The organism is Streptomyces sp. NPDC043738, assembly GCF_056436545.1.
The window spans coordinates 62,777-80,168 of sequence record NZ_JBWKCJ010000008.1 but is presented as its reverse complement, the minus strand read 5'-3'; the positions used below and the strand labels follow the sequence as shown (position 1 = coordinate 80,168).

The following is a 17,392-nucleotide window of genomic DNA, read 5'->3' as shown; positions in this document are numbered from 1 at the left end:
GGCTTGGCCTTGTTCCCTCCCCCCCCCCCCCCCCCCCCCCAAACACCCCCCCCCCCCCCCCCCCCCCCCCCCCCCCCCCCCCCCCCCCCCCCCCCCCGCGTCCCACGCGGACGGGGGGAACGCCCCCTGGTCCGCCCCTGGTCGAGGTCGGTCCGCGCCTAGTCGACGTCCACGTCGCTGACGGACCAGGTGGCGAGCGCCGTGCTGAAGATCTTGTCGGTCTCCGGCTCGTACAGCGCCTCCAGGCACTCGTAGTAGATGCTGTACTCGGTGCCGTCGGCGGCGAGATAGGCCTGGTCGACGGCGTGGACGGTGTTCCCCGTGTCGTTGACGTAGGTGAACTCCCAGCGGGCGCCCGGGCTGCCTTGGAAGGTGTTCCGCTTCAGCTCCATGCGCTGGTAGTTCGTCCGCTTCTCGGCGCCCTTCTCCATGGTCAGGAAGTTGTCGTAGGAGGACTGCGGGGCGTTGGCGATCACGCCGATGCGCAGGTACTGCTTGCCGACCGGAGCCTTGTAGTCGGTCTGGGTGCCCTTGGGCTCCCGCTTCCAGTCGTGCCGCACGGCGACCGAGAAGCCGTTGGGGTCGTACTTCTGGACGAAGCCGGAGGGCAGGCCCGCGGTGGCCCGGTCCGTGGGGGTGCCGGTCGGCTCTCCGCTCGCGGTGGCGCCGGGCGAGGGGGTCGGGGTCGCGGACGGGCCCTGCGCGGGCGGTGCGCTCGTTGCCGGGGCCGGCTTGTCGGCCTTCTTGTCCTCGCCGTGGTCGGCGCTCTGGTTGTCGCCGCCGCGGTGCTTGGTGACGTACAGCGCACCGGCCGTCGCCCCGCCGCCGACCAGGAACGCGGCCAGCGCCAGCGCCAGCCACTTCAGTGCACGGCGACGGGGTCTGGGCGGCTCCGGCGCCGGGTCCGGCCCGGACTGCACGAGCGGCAGATCGGGCGCGGTGGGGGTGGGCGGGGCGGGAGCGGGCGCCGAGGGCGCGGGCGCGGCAGGCGCAGGGGGGTGGGGGGTGGCCGGGGCGGCCTGTGCGGGAGCGGCGGGAGTGGCGCCCGGGGCGGCCTCCGCCGGAACGGACGGAGCGGCCGCCATGGGCGCGGTCGGGGCGGCACCCGGGGCACCGTACGGGGCTGCCGGGGCGACGCCGTACGCGCCGGGCGCCGGTGCGGCCGGCCCGCCACCGCGCCCCACCATCCGCAGCAGGTACGGCACGACCAGCACCGCGCCGAACGTCCACAGCAGCGCGAACAGCAGCGTCTCGGCCCCGCCCGCGGCGAGTTCGCCGTGCGCACCGGCGAGGCGGCCGCCGTACCCGCTCCCGTAACCACCGCCGTAGCCGTCCCCGTAGCCGTATCCGTCACCGCTCCCGGCACGGAACGTCGCGCTCACGCTCGCGCCCGCGACCAGCACCAGCAGCACCAGCGAGACGACGAAGAAGCCCGCGGACAGCAGCGCCTCGCGGCGGTCGGCGCTGCGCCGTACGACCAGGAAGCCGACCAGCAGCGCACCGACCAGACCGCCGGCCAGCACACCGAACAGCACCCAGCCGCCGCCCAGATGGCTCAGCTCGCCGTAGCCGACCGACTGCCGGCCGGAATCCAGGAACGGGATGGCGGGGAGGTTCCACTCGGCGTTGACCGGCGCGCCCCAGGCCATCGCGAGCGCCAGCGCACCGATGTTGGGCAGCAGCACCAGCGCCGCGACGACCCCGCCGCCGTCGAGGTCCTTGGCGTTGGTCAGCAGCACCACGACGGCGACCACGCCTGCCAGGACGACGACGGCCAGCAGCGCGAGCAGCGCGGTGCGCAGCGCCCCGAGGGCGATCCGCCAGGCGGGCCGGGCGGCGAGCCAGGCCCCCGCCTCGCCGCGCCCCACCGCGGCGCCGCACACCGCGGCCGCCAGCAGGAAGGACCACAGCAGCGCGAGGAACGGCGCGGACGACAACTCCACGCCGCTGTAGGAGGGCTGGGCCAGCAGGCCCAGGGCGAAGGTGCCGGCGCCGCAGAGCGCGGCCACCCGCAGTACGGTCTCCAGCACGGCGGTCCGGGCGCCGGCCGCCGGCCCCGCCATGGGTGCCCCGGCGGCGGTGGCGAACCGGCGGGCGGCCGCCGCCAGCAGGCCCGCCCAGGCCATGGTGACCACGAGCGGCACCAGCGACAGCGTGGCCTCACCCGAGAGCCCCTCGCCGAACGGCCCCAGGGACGCACCGGCGTCTCCGGCGAGGGTGACCGAGCCGCCGACGCTCTGCAGCAGCAGCGCCAGCGCGATCCGCATCCGTACGCCCCAGCCGAGCCCGCCCGAGTGCGCGTCGTCCGAGAAGAACATCGCCAGCACCGAGGCCAGTACCAGCAGCAGCAGCGTCGGCCCGGCGGCGATCTTGGCCGCCGCTTTCCAGTCGCCCCGCACCGTGCGGGCGAGCAGGGCGCCCGCGGCCGAGGGCTGCGCGGGCGCGGCGTACGCGGGAGGGCCGGGCGGCGCGGCGGGGGCCGGCGGCTGCCCCGGGACCGGTGGCCGCGGTGGAGGCGGCGGTCCGTCCGGGGCAGGAGGCGCGGCGGCCTGCCGCTCCCGGCCGCAGCCCATGCAAAAGCGTGCCTCGGGTGGCGAGGCAGAACCACAGTCCGGGCAGAACGACGACAAAGCGGACTCCGGGAAGATCAAGGGGCAGCGCGAACAGCTACCGCGGGCGAACGTAGGGACATCACTGCCCCACGCATGGTTCCCGTCGGTGCGCGCCCGGTGATGCGGAGTTACCCAAGCGAGTCCGAACCGGTCCGAGCGACGCCGAATCCCGCCGGCCCCGGGCGCCGCGGCCCCCGGCCCCGCCTCAGCCCGTCGGCTTCGTCCCCCGGTGCAGCGCCACGATCCCGCCCGTCAGATTGCGCCAGGCGACCTTGGTCCAGCCCACGCCCTGCAGCCTGGCGGCGAGTTCGGGCTGGTTGGGCCAGGTGCGGATGGACTCGGCCAGGTAGACGTAGGCGTCCGGGTTGCTGCTGACCGCGCGGGCGACCGGCGGCAGCGCACGCATCAGGTACTCGGTGTAGACCGTCCGGAACGGCGCCCAGGTCGGCTCGCTGAACTCGCAGATCACGACCCGGCCGCCGGGCTTGGTGACCCGGTACAGCTCCGCCAGCGCGGCATCGGTGTCCTGGATGTTGCGCAGCCCGAAGGAGATGGTCACGGCGTCGAACACATCGTCCGCGAACGGCAGCCGGGTCCCGTCACCGGCGGTGAACGGCAGCCACGGATGCCGCTTCTTGCCCTCCCTCAGCATGCCGACGGAGAAGTCGCACGGCACGACGTGCGCACCGGTGCGGGCGAACGGCAGCGAGGAGGTGCCGGTGCCGGCCGCGAGGTCGAGCACCCGCTCGGCGGGCCGGGCGGCCACCGCGCGGTCCACCTCCTTGCGCCACAGCCGCGCCTGCCCCAGGGAGAGCACGTCGTTGGTGAGGTCGTACCGTGCCGCCACGTCGTCGAACATCGCGGCGACTTCGTGCGGCTGCTTGTCCAGGGATGCTCGGGTCACCCGGCCATTGTCCACCGTGCGCCCGCGGCGACCCGCACCGGGCACGGCCCGGCGGGCCCGAGGGCGCCGGAGGTCTGGTCGGGGACGGCCGGCTGCCCCCCTCAGAACATCCGGGCGCTCCAGCGGTGCGCAGGGCATCGCGAGCGGCCGGCGCCGGCCGTCCCCGCGACAACGATCATGCCGTCGGGAATATCTCGTTCCGCTTGTGTTGACGCCGCCCTGACGTGCGACGGGGGCGCGTTGACGGTGCCTTGACGGGCCCGGCCGCGGCGGGACCGCGATCAGCGGCGGCGGTGGACCAGGCGGCCGGCGAGGACCGTGGCCAGCGCGCTGCCGTCCGCCGCGAAGACGGCGAAGTCGGCCGGGCCGCCGACGGTCAGCGCGCGGGTACGGGGGCCCGGCAGCTCCGCGAGCCCGGACCGCTTGACGGCCGTGCGGACCACGGGCCGGCTGAACGGACCGGTCAGCGCGGTCGTTCCGGCGGCCAGCAGGCGCTGCAGCCCGCGGCGGGCGCTGGCGCCCCAGCGGGCGTCGGTCATGTCGAGGGCCGCGAGCGCCTCGCCCGTGATCGGCTCGCCGCCCAACTCGTCGGCCTCGCGCGGGTCGGGGTGGTAGGCGGCCTCCAGCAGCGCGGCGCCGTCCGGTTCGTAGCGCCCGGGGGTCAGTACGCCGTCCCACTCGCGGATGCGCACCCCGCCCCCGGCCGCCGGCTCCGCCTGCGCAGCGGGCGCGTAGGCCGCCAGCAGCTCCTCGTACGGGCCGATGGCGGCGAGGCGGGCGCCGTCCACGACGACCGCGTGCCCTTCGGCCAACTCTCCGTCGTGCACGAGCCGGACCCCCCGCACACGGTGAAGTGTCAGCACCGGCGGCTCAGTTCGCCTCGACGAGCTTCAGTTCCGGGTGGGCCGTGCCGCCCTCGATGGCCGTCGAGGACAGATGCGAGACGACCTTGTCGTCGACGGGGTCGTTGGCCGGGTCGTCGTGGACGACCAGGTGCTCATAGGTCGTGGCGCGCTGCGCCGGGACCCGGCCCGCCTTGCGGATCAGGTCGATGATCTCCATGCGGTTGGAGCGGTGCTTGGCACCGGCCGAGGAGACCACGTTCTCCTCCAGCATGATCGAGCCGAGGTCGTCCGCGCCGTAGTGCAGCGACAGCTGGCCGATCTCCTTGCCGGTGGTCAGCCACGAGCCCTGGATGTGCGCGATGTTGTCGAAGAAGATCCGGGCGATGGCGATCATGCGCAGGTACTCGAAGAGGGTGGCCTGCGTCCGGCCCTTGAGGTGGTTGTTCTCCGGCTGGTAGGTGTACGGGATGAAGGCGCGGAAGCCGCCCGTACGGTCCTGGACGTCGCGGATCATCCGCAGATGCTCGATCCGCTCGGCGTTGGTCTCGCCGGTGCCCATCAGCATCGTGGACGTCGACTCCACACCCAGCCCGTGGGCCGTCTCCATGATCTCCAGCCAGCGCTCGCCGGACTCCTTCAGCGGCGCGATGGCCTTGCGGGGGCGGGCCGGGAGGAGTTCGGCGCCGGCGCCCGCGAAGGAGTCCAGCCCCGCGGCGTGGATGCGCTCGATGGCCTCCTCGACCGACACCTCGGAGATCCGGGCCATGTGCTCGACCTCGGACGCACCGAGGGAGTGGATGACCAGCTGCGGGAAGGCCTTCTTGATGGCGGAGAAGTGCTTCTCGTAGTACTCGACGCCGTAGTCCGGGTGGTGGCCGCCCTGGAACATGATCTGGGTGCCGCCCAGTTCGACGGTCTCCGCGCAGCGGCGCAGGATGTCGTCGAGGTCGCGGGTCCAGCCCTTGGCGGTGTCCTTGGGCGGGGCGTAGAAGGCGCAGAACTTGCAGGCCGTCACGCACACGTTGGTGTAGTTGATGTTGCGTTCGATGATGTACGTCGCGATGTGCTCGGTGCCGGCGTAGCGGCGGCGGCGGATCGCGTCGGCGGCGCGGCCCAGCGCGTGCAGCGGCGCGGAGCGGTACAGGTCGAGCGCTTCCTCCGGCGTGATGCGGCCGCCCTGGGCGGCGCGGTCGAGTACGGACTGGAGGTCGGCGTTCTCGGTCACCGGGGCGTCCCTTTCGCAGGCGGGCATCACGACTGAACCAGCGTACGTCAGGGGTCCGACAGCCTCGCTGGCGGCCGGGCCACGCGGCCTCGTCGCCCGGCCCGGCACTCGGCCGGCGTTGGTCGGCGTTCGTCCGGCATTCGTCCGGCGCCTGTCCGGCCCGCGGTCAGCGCTTGGTCAGCGCTCGGTCAGCGCTTGGTCAGCGCTTGGTCAGCGTCGCCTTCGGCGTGCCGCCCGCGTCGTCGTCCGAGGTGAACGCGATCGTGGCGCCCCCCTTGCCGAGGGTGTACGTCACCCGGGACTGGTTGCCCGTACAGCCCGGCCCCTGCTTGCCGTCCGGGCGCTCGACGAGCACCAGCCGGCCGGCGGTGGCCGACTCCAGCTTCGCCTTGGCCTCGCAGCGCACCAGTACCGCGTCGTAGACCGTGTGGATGACGTAGTCGCCCTTGCCGCCGGGCTCGATGGTGCTGGTCATCGTGCCGTTGGGGATCCCGTGCGCCGTGGTGATGCTGCCGGTCCAGGTGCCCAGGAACGGCTTGGCGACGGTGGGTTCGCCTCCGGGGTCCGCGGGATCGGTCGGACCGGCCGTGGGCGAGCCGTCGGCCGGCGGCTTGGCGCCGGTCTGCGGTCCGGCGTCGGCGTCCGAGCCCGTCCCCGGCAGCAGGCGGAAGACGAACGCCGCCGTCGTCGCGGCGGCCAGCGCCCCGGCCACCGACAGCACCAGCGTGCAACTCACCCGCCGCGGCCGGTCCCTGCCCGCCACCGCACCGGTCAGCGCGATCCGCCGCTCCTTGGGCGCGGCGGGTGACGCAGCCCCGGTTGGCAGGTCGGCGATACCGGGGGCGGTCGGGGGGGTGGACGGGCCCCGGTGGCGCCGCCTGACCGGCGGCGGCCGGCCAGGACGCGGGCCGCGGCGGGGGGCCGGGCGGCTGGGCGGGCACCTGGACGGAGATCCCCGAGGCGCCCTCGGCCTGGGCCTGCGCGTCGAAGGGCACCAGCCCCGACGCCGTCCCACCGGACGCCGCCCCGCCCGATCCGTCGGACGTGACGCCGCCGGACGCGACCCCGCCGGCCGCCCCGTACGAGGGATCCGGCGGCCCGAACGCCCCACCGGGCACCACACCCGGCACGCCCGCCCCGGCCACCGCCCCCGTCCTCGGGTCCGCGCCCGCCCCCTCCCCCGCATCGAGGTTCAGCAGCTCCACCGCCTGCCGGCTGACCCGCTCCACCAGCGGGCCGGGCAGCCAGCCGGCCCGCACCAGTCCCGCCGCGCCGCCACTGCCCTCCCCCGCGAGACGGGCCGCCAGCGCTTCGGGGGCGGGGCGGTCCGCGGGGTTCTTCGCGAGACAGGAGGCCACCAGCTCCCGCAGCTCACCGGTGAGCCCCGGGCCGAGCTCCGGCTCCTCGTGGACGACCTTGTAGAGCAGCGCGGCGGAGGAGTCACCCGGGAACGGGCTGGCACCGGTCGCCGCGAAGGCCAGCACCGCGCCGAGCGAGAAGACGTCGGCGGCGCCCCCGGCCTTCTTGCCGAGGATCTGTTCGGGCGCCATGTAGCCGGGCGACCCCACCGAGACCCCCGTAGAGGTGAGCGAGGCCGTGCCCTCCGTGGCCCGCGCGATACCGAAGTCGATCAGCAGCGGCCCGTCCAGCGTCAGCAGCACATTGGACGGCTTGACGTCCCGGTGCACCAGCCCGAGCGCATGCACCGCGGCCAGCGCCTCGGCCAGCCCGGCGCCCAAAACCCGTACGGAGTGCTCGGCCAGCGGCCCGACATCGGCGACGGCCTGCGCGAGCGAGGGGCCGGCGACATAGCCGGTGGCGATCCAGGGAACCTCGGCGTCCGGGTCGGCGTCCAGCACCGGCGCGGTCCAGGCGCCGCCCACCCTCCGCGCCGACTCGATCTCCCGCCGGAAGCGGGCCCGGAACTCGTCGTCGACCGCGAAATGCGCATGGACGACCTTGACGGCGACCGTCCGCCCGCCCGCGCTGCGCCCGAGGTAGACCCGGCCCATCCCGCCCGCGCCGAGCCGGCCCAGCAGCCGGTATCCGCCCAGGACCCGTGGGTCGTTCCCCGCCAGCGGCTCCATAGCGCCTCCCCCTCGATACGGCGCACCCAGCTTATGACCCATGTCATGCCCGGCCCCGTGAACCCGCTCCCCCACTTTCCCCGTCAAACAGGGAGTAACTCGCCCTTCCTGCCTCCAGCGGCAGGCCTGCCCAGCGGCAGCGTGACCGTCCGGAGAGAACGAGCCCGTGCACATCCGCAGGACAAGGAAACGGGCGCTCCTCTTCACAAGGAAACGGGCGCTCCTCATCGGCGCGATCATCACGGCCCTGGGGCTCGGCGCCTTCCCCGTCGTCAAATACGGGAACGTCTTCCCCGACACCGGCCGGCCGATGTCCTTCGGCCGCCCGCTGGCCGGCCCGCAGCCGCCGTTCCGTACGGCCGACACCCTCGCCGACGGCACCAGGATCGGCGTGACGACGCTCCACGGGAAGAAGTCCGGCTTCACCGGGAAGGTGTGGGCCTGGGCGCCCAAGGAGTACTACGAGGAGCGCTACCGCCACAGCGCGTTCCCGGTCCTGATCGCGCTGCCCGGCGGCCGCGGCTACCCGACGAACTACTGGATGCGCACCGACCTCGACCTGCAGCGCACCCTCACCGACCTGACCGCGCTGGGCCGCAGCAAGCCCTTCATCGTCGTCATGCCGGTCCTCAACCCCGACCGCCGCCACTACTACGACGGCAGTGACATACCGGGGCAGCCGAAGATGGGCAGTTGGCTCTCCGACGATGTCCCCGACCTGGTCAGGGCCACCTTCCGGACCTTCCCCAGCCGCGACGGCTGGGCGTTCATGGGCTCCTCGTCCGGCGGTTTCGCCGGCCTCAAGCAGGTACTGCAGCACCCGGACCGCTTCCGGGCGGTGATCGCCAGCGGCCCGGACACCCGCCCGGACTCCCCCCTGTGGCGCGGCCACGAGAAGGAGAAGCGGGCGAACGACCCCGAGCGGCTCGCCGCCCGCCTCGTCCGCCGCCCCGACGCCCCGCCCGTCCACCTCCAGTTCCAGATAGGCACCGAGGAAGGCGGCCGGGCCAACCTGGAGCGCTTCATCCGCCGGTACGCCAAGGGCCCGATCACCGCCGACCTGCACGTCATCCAGGACGGCGGCCACAACGCCAAGGGCTACATCCGGGGCATGCGGGACGCGAGCCTGGAGGCCGTCAGCAGGCTCCTGCTCGGCCCCACACCGACGGACTGACCGGGCGGGCTACGGGGTGCCGACTACCGGGCGTCCCCCCAGCAGCTCCACCTTCACATCCGCCGGGAACCCGGTCGTCGGCCCGACCCGGCGGGCGAACTCCGCCACGCCCCGCAGCTGATCGGCCCCGAAGCGGAAGTCCAGCGTGGTGAAGTAGCGCTCCAGCACCGGCTCGTCGAAGGTCTCCCACCGGGCCGCCTGCTCGGCGACCTTGGCGACCTCCTCCAGCGACAGGTCCCGGGAGGCGAGAAACGCCTCGTGCACCTGCTGCACCATGGTCGGCTCACGCTCCAGATAGTCGCGCCGGGCCGCCCACACGGCGAAGACGAACGGCAGGCCCGTCCAGTCCTTCCACATCTGCCCGAGGTCGTGCACCTCGAGGCCGAGCCGCGGCCCGTCGTGCAGATTGGCCCGCAGCGCGGCGTCCCCGATCAGCACCGCCGCGTCCGCCTCCTGCATCATCAGGCCGAGGTCGGGCGGGCAGGTGTAGTAGTCGGGCCGCACCCCCACCTTCTCGGCCAGCAGCAGTTGCGCCAGCCGTACGGAGGTCCGCGAGGTCGAGCCGAGGGCGACCCGGGCGCCGTCCAGCTCCTCCAGGGGCTTCTGCGAAACGATCACGCAGGACATCACCGGGCCGTCGCAGCCGACCGCGAGGTCCGGGAAGGCGACGAGATCGTCGGCGGCCCGCAGGAATTCCACGAGCGTGACCGGCGCGATGTCCAGCTCCCCGCGGATCAGCTGCTCGCTGAGCTTCTCCGGCGTGTCCTTGCTCAGGTCCAGATCGAGCAGGGTGCCCGTACGGGCAAGGCCCCAGTAAAGGGGCAGGCAGTTCAGGAACTGGATGTGGCCCACCCGCGGCCGGCTGCGACGGTGGTCGCCATCGGCTCCTGCGGGCGTGTCTCCGAAGGTTGAATTGTCCACATGCGGAGGCTAGACCCGCCGCTCAAGGGCCGACGAGGTGGGGCCGCCTATGGACATGAGTGCTGAGTGTTAAACGTGATCTTTGGCTCTTCCGCCTCGCGAGGCCACCATGCTACGCTCAGCGCAAGTTGCAGTTTGGTTTCCCTTGCAGTACAGAGCCTGCGGAGCATGTGACCCGCAGGCTTTTGTAGTTTTCAGACTTGTTTGCAGGTTCTGGAGCAGGGCAACCCTTTGGCCCAAGGAGGGCTTATGGCTACCGGAACCGTCAAGTGGTTCAACGCTGAAAAGGGCTTCGGCTTCATCGCCCAGGACGGCGGCGGCCCGGATGTCTTCGTCCACTACTCCGCGATCAACGCCTCTGGCTTCCGCTCCCTCGAGGAGAACCAGCAGGTGACTTTCGACGTCACGCAGGGCCCGAAGGGTCCGCAGGCGGAGAACGTGACCGCGAGCTAAGTTGCCCGGCCCGGAATTCTTCCAGGTCGCTCCAAAGTAGTACCTAAGGAGCCCCGCTCCGCCACTCCGGTGGCGAGCGGGGCTCCTGCCTTTTGTCCGCCGCCCCCGTTCACCGCGGCCTTTGCCGCTCCCGGCACCGCACCGGAGCGCGCAAATGGCAGCTACATGACATTTTCCCGCCCACCCCATTGCGCACCGGGAAACACAAAACGCCAAACAACCGGAACGCACCACAATTACCGCCGACGCCCCGGGACTCCGACATCCGGCACTGCGGCATCCGGCATCCGGCATCCGGCATCCGGCATCCGGCATCCGACTCTCCAGCGCTCCTGCACACCGGTACACCACCACTCCGGTGACGAGCCCGCCCCGTCCCGAGCTCCCAACGCCCCGCGGAGCGCCCGCCCCCTCCCTCCCCGACTCGGCGCCCGCACCCGCCCGCGTATCGAACCGATCACGGAAAGTGGTCACATCGGTACATGGGGCGGCCTACCGTGGGCAGAATGAGCGAGCACTTGCCCCCGCAGAAGCCCTGCCCCGATTGCGGCGGCAGAGGCACCGTGGTCTGGGAGACACCGACCGGCGACGAAGTCATCACGCAGTGCTCCGGATGCGGCGGCACCGGAACCGTACTGGCGTAAGAGGAGGCGGAGGCGACGTGGCAGCCTTCAGCAGGAACGGCAAGCCGGTCGGCCTGGACGCGCAGTACGTCGGCAAGCTCCCGTGCTCCACCTGCGGCATACGCTCGATGAAGCTGCCCGGCCGCCAGGGCGGAGTCTGCATCCCCTGTTACGCCGACGAATGCGCGGCCGCCGGTCGCCGGGCGGCGACGGCCGGCGCCTGGGTCGCCGCGAGCTTCGTGGGCGACCCGTGCCTGGCGTGCGGATCGCGCTCCGTCGACGCCAACGGCTGGGCGTTTTGGTGCAACACCTGCGAGATGCAGACGGCGGTGGCGTTACCGCCGCGGTAAAGCGCCCCCGCGATCGGGCGGGACGGTTTGGTTGCCCTCTCTACAGTTGCCGTGTCTACAACAGCCTTCCTGAGTAACGTAGATGGTGCGGGACGCACCTCGCCCGCACGGCTCCGGTGCGCTTGGGTGCCGCACCACCGGACGATCCGAATTCCGCCATGTTCAACGGCCGAGCCGAAAACTCACGCAGTCTGACGGCGCCGCTGCCCGCTCCGCGGTTCGTCGCCTGGTGGGTGTGGAGCGCGGTGGGGTTCGCGGGGCTGATCGCCTCGCTGTGGTGGGCGGGGACGGGCAAGCCGGGCCGTACTGCGTGGGAGGGACCTGCGGTCTTCGGGTTCCTTGGGCAGGTGTTCGGCGGCCTGGGAGCGGTCTTCCAGCCAGGCGCCGGAGGGGCGTCGATTGGCGCGCGGCTGGCCTTCTTCCTGGTCCTACTACTGCTCCTGTACGTGCTGTGGCGGGCGACGCGCGCCTGGCTGGCATACAAGCCGGGAGCTGTGGACGTACAGCAGCTGGAGGACGCCACTCCAACCGGGACCCCCAAGCCGTCCAATGCCGATCTCACCGCGAGGCTGCGCCGCCGGCTGTCCGACAGCAGCATGTACCCGCCCGCGACACTCCCCGCCCAGGCCCCCGCCGAATCCTTCCTGGAGCTGCTCGGCGATGTCGAGATCGACCCCAAGAAGCTGGGGAGCACGCTGCCCAGACTGCTCAGCCGGCTGCGCCCCAAACTGGCCTACCGGGTCAGCGGGATTCTCCAGTTCCGCGCCGCTCCGCTGCCGGACCAGTACGGCATGACGATCACCGTGACCGCGTTCCTGTTCGGCGGCTCGCGCGCGACGGCCGTGTGGGGAAGCGACTGGGACGACGTCATCCGGAAGGCGGGCAGCTGGATCGTCAGCACACTGCTCCCCGTTACCCGCGCGGGACGGCTGCCGCCCTGGCGCCGGTGGTGGGGACAGGAGCTGAAGCCCGAACTGTACGAGGCGTACCAGGAAGCGAACGAGCTGTGCCGTGAAGGCCGCCATCACGAGGCCCTGGAGCAGTACTTCACCGCCATACGGCTCGACCCCAGGAACCCCTACCTCCGAGCCGAACTGGCCGAGACGCAGGAGAAGATGGGCCTGCACATCGATGCCCTCGACACCTGCCAAAGGGCGCTGACGCTCGATGGGCAGGATGCGCGCGGATACCGCGAGCGGCTGTGGCTGAGCCGCTGGACCCCGCACCCCAGCCGGCTCCGCTATTTCCGTCATCCGCGCCTGTACCGCGATCTGCTCGGCCTCCGCTATCGCAATTCGATCATCCTCGGCACGTCCGAGGCGACGGCGCGGCAGTGGTGCCAGCGTAAGGGAACCACCGGCGCCCGCACGCATGAGCAGCTGATTCCCCTCCTCGTGGAGCGCTACTGGCAGACCGCCGTCGGCCTGGACGCCCGCGACGCTCCCACGGCCCCGCGCGATCGGGAGCGTGCGGGCAAGGAATCGCTGAGGCGCACACTGCGGAAGAGCGCGGACGAAAAGGAAGTTCGGCTGGTGTTCCAGAGAGCCGCCCTGCAGGAAACGATGCGCCTCGCCGCGGATGACGCCTGGGCCAGGGTCTGGCTCTACTGGCCCCTTCGGGCGTGGAGTCGGACACGAGTCCTGTGGCCCGCCGCCTACTACCAGAGCGTCCTCGGCCCGCAGCAGCCCGTGACCCGCGGCGCCTTCCGGATCAACCGGAAGGTATGGGCACCGCTGCGCCTGGCATGGGCGAGCTGGCAGTACAGGAGACTCGATTCGCCCCAGGACTGGCGAAAGCCCTACGCCTGGCGACGCCCCGGAAAGGGCATCTCCTGGGCGGAGCTGGATCTCGAGGATCTTCCTCGCCGGCTCCGTCGTGCGTCGAGGAGACCGGCTCGTCAGGACTGGCTCACCCGCTACAACACGGCATGCGTCTATGCCGTCGCCCTGTACGCCACGCGCCGCAACCACACGCGCCACCAAGACCTCACACGTCTCGCCGTGGAGCAGCTGGAGAGCGCTGTATTGTCCACGCACGTGAGTTTCGCGGTGGTGGAGCGGTCATGGCTGGTCGAGGAGGACCCCGACCTGGCCCTGCTCCGCAAGGAAGACCTCTTCAACGACTTCGTGCGGACTGTGTACCCCAGCGCGGAGACCTTCGAGCAAATCTCGCCGAGCAGCCGGTCCGACGAACAACTGAGGGAGTACGACTACCGGCTCCTCGAAGAGATAGCCAAAGTGATGCAGCAGGTCTGGAGCCACAGAAGCGAACAGGCCGATGCCGATATCCAGTGTGCGACGGAGTGGCTTCGCGTCGAGCGCACGATCTGGAAGTCGATACGGCAGATCTCCGGCGACGAGAACAAACGCAGATGGCAGGACCGGGTCAGCCTCATTCACTACATCCAGGCCAACTGCCAGCCGGTGTCCTCCGCTTCGCCGGGCTTCCCGCCCCCGCTCGTGCCGGACGCGGCCGCGTCGCCCGACGGCCGCCCCGATGCCCTGACGATCAGCCGGACACTCGCGGAGGTACAGCGCGACCTGGCCATGGCACGCACCACCTACTCAACCAGCAACACCGGCCAGAGGATCCTCCGGGAGGCCGCCGCGGGCGGTGTGGCCCGACTGGACACGAGGACGGTCCGCAGACTGTCCACGGGCTACGCGGCGGCCTGGCAGACCCTCGACGACTGGCTGGAAGGGGAGGCCGCGCACTCGACCTTCCGCCAGGCGCTGAGTGCCGTGCCCGAGCTGACGCGGCACCGCGTCACCGCACTCCGTGACGGGAACGCGCTTCTGATCCGATCGCCGCGATGAACGTGCCCCAGGCGGCGGCGGGGAGGATGAGGACTCCAGCATCGGGGTTCTTCGAGTCCCGCACGGGGACGAGGCCGGGTATGTCGTCGGTGACCTCGACGCAGTCACCGCCGGTGCCGTTGCTGTAGCTGCTCTTGCGCCAGATCGCGGAGCTCAAGTCAGGCCTTCTGCTTGCCACTTCGGTACTCCTCTGCCGCTGCCTCGACCATGGACAAGGACGCCTCGGGCGGTAGCGCGGCGGCCCTGAGCAAATCGTACGACTGCCCGTACTGCTTCACGAGCGCCGGATAGTCGATGAGTTGGCCGCTGTGCAGGCCCTCCGTGTACACCACGGTGGGGGCATCGGAGAAGGCCATGATCTTGGTGTGGCCCATCATGAAGGGGTGTGGCGCCGTGTTGTGCGGAACGATCTGCAGAATCGACGGCGTCGCCTTCACCACGCTCGCGATGTGGTCCATCAGCTCCGCCATCTGCTCCGGTGGGAGCACCGGGCGGCGAATCACGGCCTCATCGATGATCGCCCAGAAGTACGGGGGCTTCTCCCTCGCGAAGAGTTGCGCCCGCTTCAGCCGCGCCGCCGCCATCTGCTCGATCTCGCCGGCGGCACCCCAGGGCATGGCCGACCGCATGATCGCCCGCGCGTACGGCGCTGTCTGCAGCAGCCCCGGGACGGTCCACGGCGCCCAGTCCTCGATCGTCTCGGCGTACTGCTCCATCTCCGCGACATCCGCGAAGTATTCGGCGATCCCCGACTGACGCGCCTTCCGCGCATCTTCACACCGCCGCGCGAAGAACCCGTCGGTCTTCAGTTTCTCGTCGACGTGCCGGGCCAGGTCCTCCGGCATTCGCCGTTCACCGCGCTCGATCTGGCTGAGGAAGGAGATACCGCGGAAGCTGCCCTCCGCGAGCTGTTCGAGCGTCAGGCCCGCCGCCTCGCGCTGGTAGCGCAACTCGGCGCCGTAGAAGGCCGGAACGCTCGACGAGCCGTCGGGGTCTTTACGAGGAGGCATAACTCACCACCGCTGTCCGCAAGTTGCGCTGCGCAACCCGATCGCCTTCCACGCTACGCCCGGCCGCGTCACGCTGTGAGCAGTTCGTCACCATGCGCACAGGAAGGCCTCCGCACATGCCCAGCCACATCCACGACGACCACCCGCACGGACTCGACGTGCACAGCTGCACCGAGCAGCTGCGGGCCGCGCTCAAGGACAACGGGATCACGCTGCCGTCGCTCGGCGTGGAGCTGCCGTCGCTCGCCGGTACCTATCTGCCGGCGCTGGTCGCGCTCGGTAACTGCAATACGGCCACGGCGCGCAGGCTCATCGAAGCGCTCCGCAAAGCGGCAGCGGGGTGAGGGAGCCGAGAAAAGAGGCAGGCAAAGAGGCCCCGTGCCACCTCCCCCACAGAGGTGACACGGGGTTCCAGTTTGACGCGCCGAGGGCTTTCGCTCCAGAGCAGATGCGCTTCCGTTGTCACCTCGTTTCGTAAAGCGCCGCTATGTCTTTGGCGAAATCACGGGCCACGGCGGTTCGCCGGAGCTTGAGCGAAGGGGTCAGATGCCCTGATTCCGGGGTGAAGTCCGCGGGGAGGACGGCGAAGCGGCGGATGGACTCGGCACGGGAGACCAGTTCGTTCGCGTCGTCGACGGCGCGCTGGAGGTCGGCGAGCAGCCGCTCGTCGCGGACCAGCGCCGCCAGCGGCACGTCCCGCTTCTTGTGCATCTGGCGCCAGTGGGCCAGGCCGTCGGGATCCAGCGTGATCAACGCGGTGATGTACGGACGGTTGTCGCCGATGACCATGCACTGGCCGATCAGGGGGTGGGAGCGGAGACGGTCCTCCAGGGGCGCCGGGGCGACGTTCTTGCCGCCGCTCGTCACGATGATCTCCTTCTTGCGGCCGGTGATGGTCAGATAGCCGTCCGCGTCCAGGGAACCGAGGTCCCCGGTGGGCAGCCAGCCCTGCTGGTCGGTCGCGGGGCGGGCCGCGCCGAGGGCGGGGTCCCAGTAGCCGGCGAAGACATGGCCGCCGTACAGCAGGATCTCGCCGTCGTCGGCGATGCGTACGGCCGTGCCGGGCAGGGGCCAGCCGACCGTGCCGATGCGGGGGCGCTGGGGTGGGGTGACGGTCGAGGCGGCCGTCGTCTCGGTCAGGCCGTAGCCCTCGAAGACCTCGATGCCGGCGCCGGCGTAGAAGGCCGCCAGGCGGTGACCGAGGGGCGAGCCGCCGCAGATGACGTAGCGGACCTTGCCGCCGAGGGCGGCGCGGATGCGGCGGTAGACCAGGGGGTCGTAGAGCTTGCGGGCGGCCTTGAGGGCGACGCCGGGTCCGGAGCCCGCACCGCTCCGCTTCGCTCCGCCTCGGCTCTTCAGCCGGCCTTCGGAAGCCGAGCGCTCTCCGGCCTCGACGGCCTCACCGTAGGAGCGGGCGATGCGGGCCGCGCGGTCGAAGGAGGAGGCGCGTCCCATCTTCTCGGCGGTGGCACGGCCGGTGTTGTAGACCTTCTCCAGGACGTAGGGGATGGCGAGCAGGAACGTGGGACGGAAGGCCGCCAGGTCGGCCAGCAGGTCGTCGGTCTGGATGCTGGGGGCGTGGCCGAGGCGGACGCGGGCGCGCAGGCAGCCGACGGCGACCATCCGGCCGAAGACATGCGAGAGGGGCAGGAAGAGGAGGGTGGAGGCGGGCTCCGCGCTCACCGACTTGAAGACGGGGTGGAGGAGTTCTACGGCGTTGTCGACCTCGGCGAAGAAGTTGGCGTGGGTGAGGGCGCAGCCCTTGGGACGGCCGGTGGTGCCCGAGGTGTAGATGAGGGTGGCGAGGGAGTACGGGCCGGTGGCGGCGCGGCGCTCGTCCACCGCCTCGTCCGGGAGGTTGCGGCCCGCGGAGACGAGCTGGGAGACGGCGCCGGTGTTGAACTGCCACAGGTGGTCCAGGGCGGGGAGTTCGGTGCGGATGCCGCTGATCAGACGGGTCTCCTCGACGTTCTCGACGACGCAGGCGCGGGCGCCGGAGTCGCGCAGGATCCACTGCGCCTGGTGGGCCGAGGAGGTGGGGTAGAGGGGGACGGTCACCAGGCCGGCGGCCCAGGCGGCGAAGTCGATCAACGTCCACTCGTAGGTCGTACGAGCCATGATCGCCAGGCGGTCGCCGGGGCGGAGGCCGTAGGCGATCAGGCCCTTGGCGACGGCGTGCACCTCGGCGGCGAAGTCGGCGGTGGTGATGTCGCGCCAGGTGCCACTGGGCTGCTTGCGGGCGAGGGCGATGTCGGTGGGGGCCTCGGCGGCGTTGGCGAAGGGCAGGTCGCCGAGCGAGCCGCGGTCCACGGGCGGGACGAGCGGGGGTACGTAGACCTCGCGGACCTCGCCGTCGTGGAGGGTCATCCGGG

Annotated in this window: 13 protein-coding genes and 1 pseudogene; 5 read left to right on the top strand and 9 right to left on the bottom strand. The window is 71.6% G+C overall.

Annotation, left to right across the window (positions count from 1 at the left end; all coding sequences use genetic code 11):
- Positions 1-158: 158 nt before the first annotated feature.
- The 5 genes and pseudogenes from AC0680_RS13470 to AC0680_RS13450 form a co-directional block, all read right to left on the bottom strand.
- Complete coding sequence (locus AC0680_RS13470; protein ID WP_478627801.1) at positions 159-2,573, bottom strand: hypothetical protein; 2,415 nt, start codon at positions 2,571-2,573, stop codon at positions 159-161.
- Between the two features lie 244 nt (positions 2,574-2,817).
- Positions 2,818-3,516, bottom strand: coding sequence for a demethylmenaquinone methyltransferase (locus AC0680_RS13465; protein ID WP_384486122.1), 699 nt, complete (start codon positions 3,514-3,516; stop codon positions 2,818-2,820).
- Between the two features lie 281 nt (positions 3,517-3,797).
- A complete protein-coding gene (locus AC0680_RS13460; protein ID WP_478627797.1) occupies positions 3,798-4,379 on the bottom strand; it encodes a hypothetical protein in 582 nt (193 codons plus the stop codon).
- Positions 4,380-4,386: 7 nt separating this feature from the next.
- Complete coding sequence (gene mqnC, locus AC0680_RS13455) at positions 4,387-5,586, bottom strand: cyclic dehypoxanthinyl futalosine synthase (protein ID WP_478627795.1); 1,200 nt, start codon at positions 5,584-5,586, stop codon at positions 4,387-4,389.
- A 199-nt stretch (positions 5,587-5,785) separates the two neighbouring features.
- Positions 5,786-7,673: pseudogene (locus AC0680_RS13450) on the bottom strand (serine/threonine-protein kinase).
- A 166-nt stretch (positions 7,674-7,839) separates the two neighbouring features.
- Here AC0680_RS13450 and AC0680_RS13445 point away from each other — a divergent pair.
- Complete coding sequence (locus tag AC0680_RS13445) at positions 7,840-8,847, top strand: alpha/beta hydrolase (RefSeq protein WP_478627793.1); 1,008 nt, start codon at positions 7,840-7,842, stop codon at positions 8,845-8,847.
- 9 nt (positions 8,848-8,856) lie between these two features.
- Here AC0680_RS13445 and AC0680_RS13440 read toward each other — a convergent pair whose 3' ends face one another.
- Complete coding sequence (locus AC0680_RS13440; RefSeq protein ID WP_478628064.1) at positions 8,857-9,699, bottom strand: menaquinone biosynthetic enzyme MqnA/MqnD family protein; 843 nt, start codon at positions 9,697-9,699, stop codon at positions 8,857-8,859.
- A 318-nt stretch (positions 9,700-10,017) separates the two neighbouring features.
- On the opposite strand from AC0680_RS13440, the gene AC0680_RS13435 reads away from it, so the two are divergent.
- From AC0680_RS13435 to AC0680_RS13425, 3 genes are all read left to right on the top strand, one after another.
- Positions 10,018-10,221: a cold-shock protein gene (locus AC0680_RS13435; RefSeq protein ID WP_360956489.1), complete on the top strand. Its 204-nt coding sequence runs from the start codon at positions 10,018-10,020 to the stop codon at positions 10,219-10,221.
- Between the two features lie 661 nt (positions 10,222-10,882).
- Complete coding sequence (locus AC0680_RS13430; RefSeq protein WP_407286974.1) at positions 10,883-11,194, top strand: hypothetical protein; 312 nt, start codon at positions 10,883-10,885, stop codon at positions 11,192-11,194.
- Positions 11,195-11,352: 158 nt separating this feature from the next.
- Positions 11,353-14,010, top strand: a complete 2,658-nt coding sequence (locus AC0680_RS13425; protein WP_478627790.1) for a tetratricopeptide repeat protein — start codon at positions 11,353-11,355, stop codon at positions 14,008-14,010.
- On the opposite strand, the gene AC0680_RS13420 is transcribed toward AC0680_RS13425, so the two are convergent.
- Together AC0680_RS13420 and AC0680_RS13415 are read right to left on the bottom strand one after the other, a co-directional pair.
- The gene (locus tag AC0680_RS13420) at positions 13,961-14,167 is read right to left on the bottom strand and encodes a DUF397 domain-containing protein (RefSeq protein WP_478627787.1); all 207 of its coding nucleotides are present in this window, start codon (positions 14,165-14,167) and stop codon (positions 13,961-13,963) included. The two genes, AC0680_RS13425 and AC0680_RS13420, sit on opposite strands and share 50 nt — an antisense overlap.
- 1 nt (position 14,168) lies before the next feature.
- Positions 14,169-15,020, bottom strand: a complete 852-nt coding sequence (locus tag AC0680_RS13415; RefSeq protein ID WP_478627784.1) for a helix-turn-helix domain-containing protein — start codon at positions 15,018-15,020, stop codon at positions 14,169-14,171.
- A 116-nt stretch (positions 15,021-15,136) separates the two neighbouring features.
- Between AC0680_RS13415 and AC0680_RS13410 the strand changes: the two genes are divergently transcribed.
- Positions 15,137-15,364, top strand: a complete 228-nt coding sequence (locus tag AC0680_RS13410; protein WP_478627781.1) for a hypothetical protein — start codon at positions 15,137-15,139, stop codon at positions 15,362-15,364.
- 118 nt (positions 15,365-15,482) lie between these two features.
- Here AC0680_RS13410 and AC0680_RS13405 read toward each other — a convergent pair whose 3' ends face one another.
- Positions 15,483-17,387, bottom strand: a complete 1,905-nt coding sequence (locus AC0680_RS13405) for an AMP-dependent synthetase/ligase (RefSeq protein ID WP_478628062.1) — start codon at positions 17,385-17,387, stop codon at positions 15,483-15,485.
- Positions 17,388-17,392: the final 5 nt, after the last annotated feature.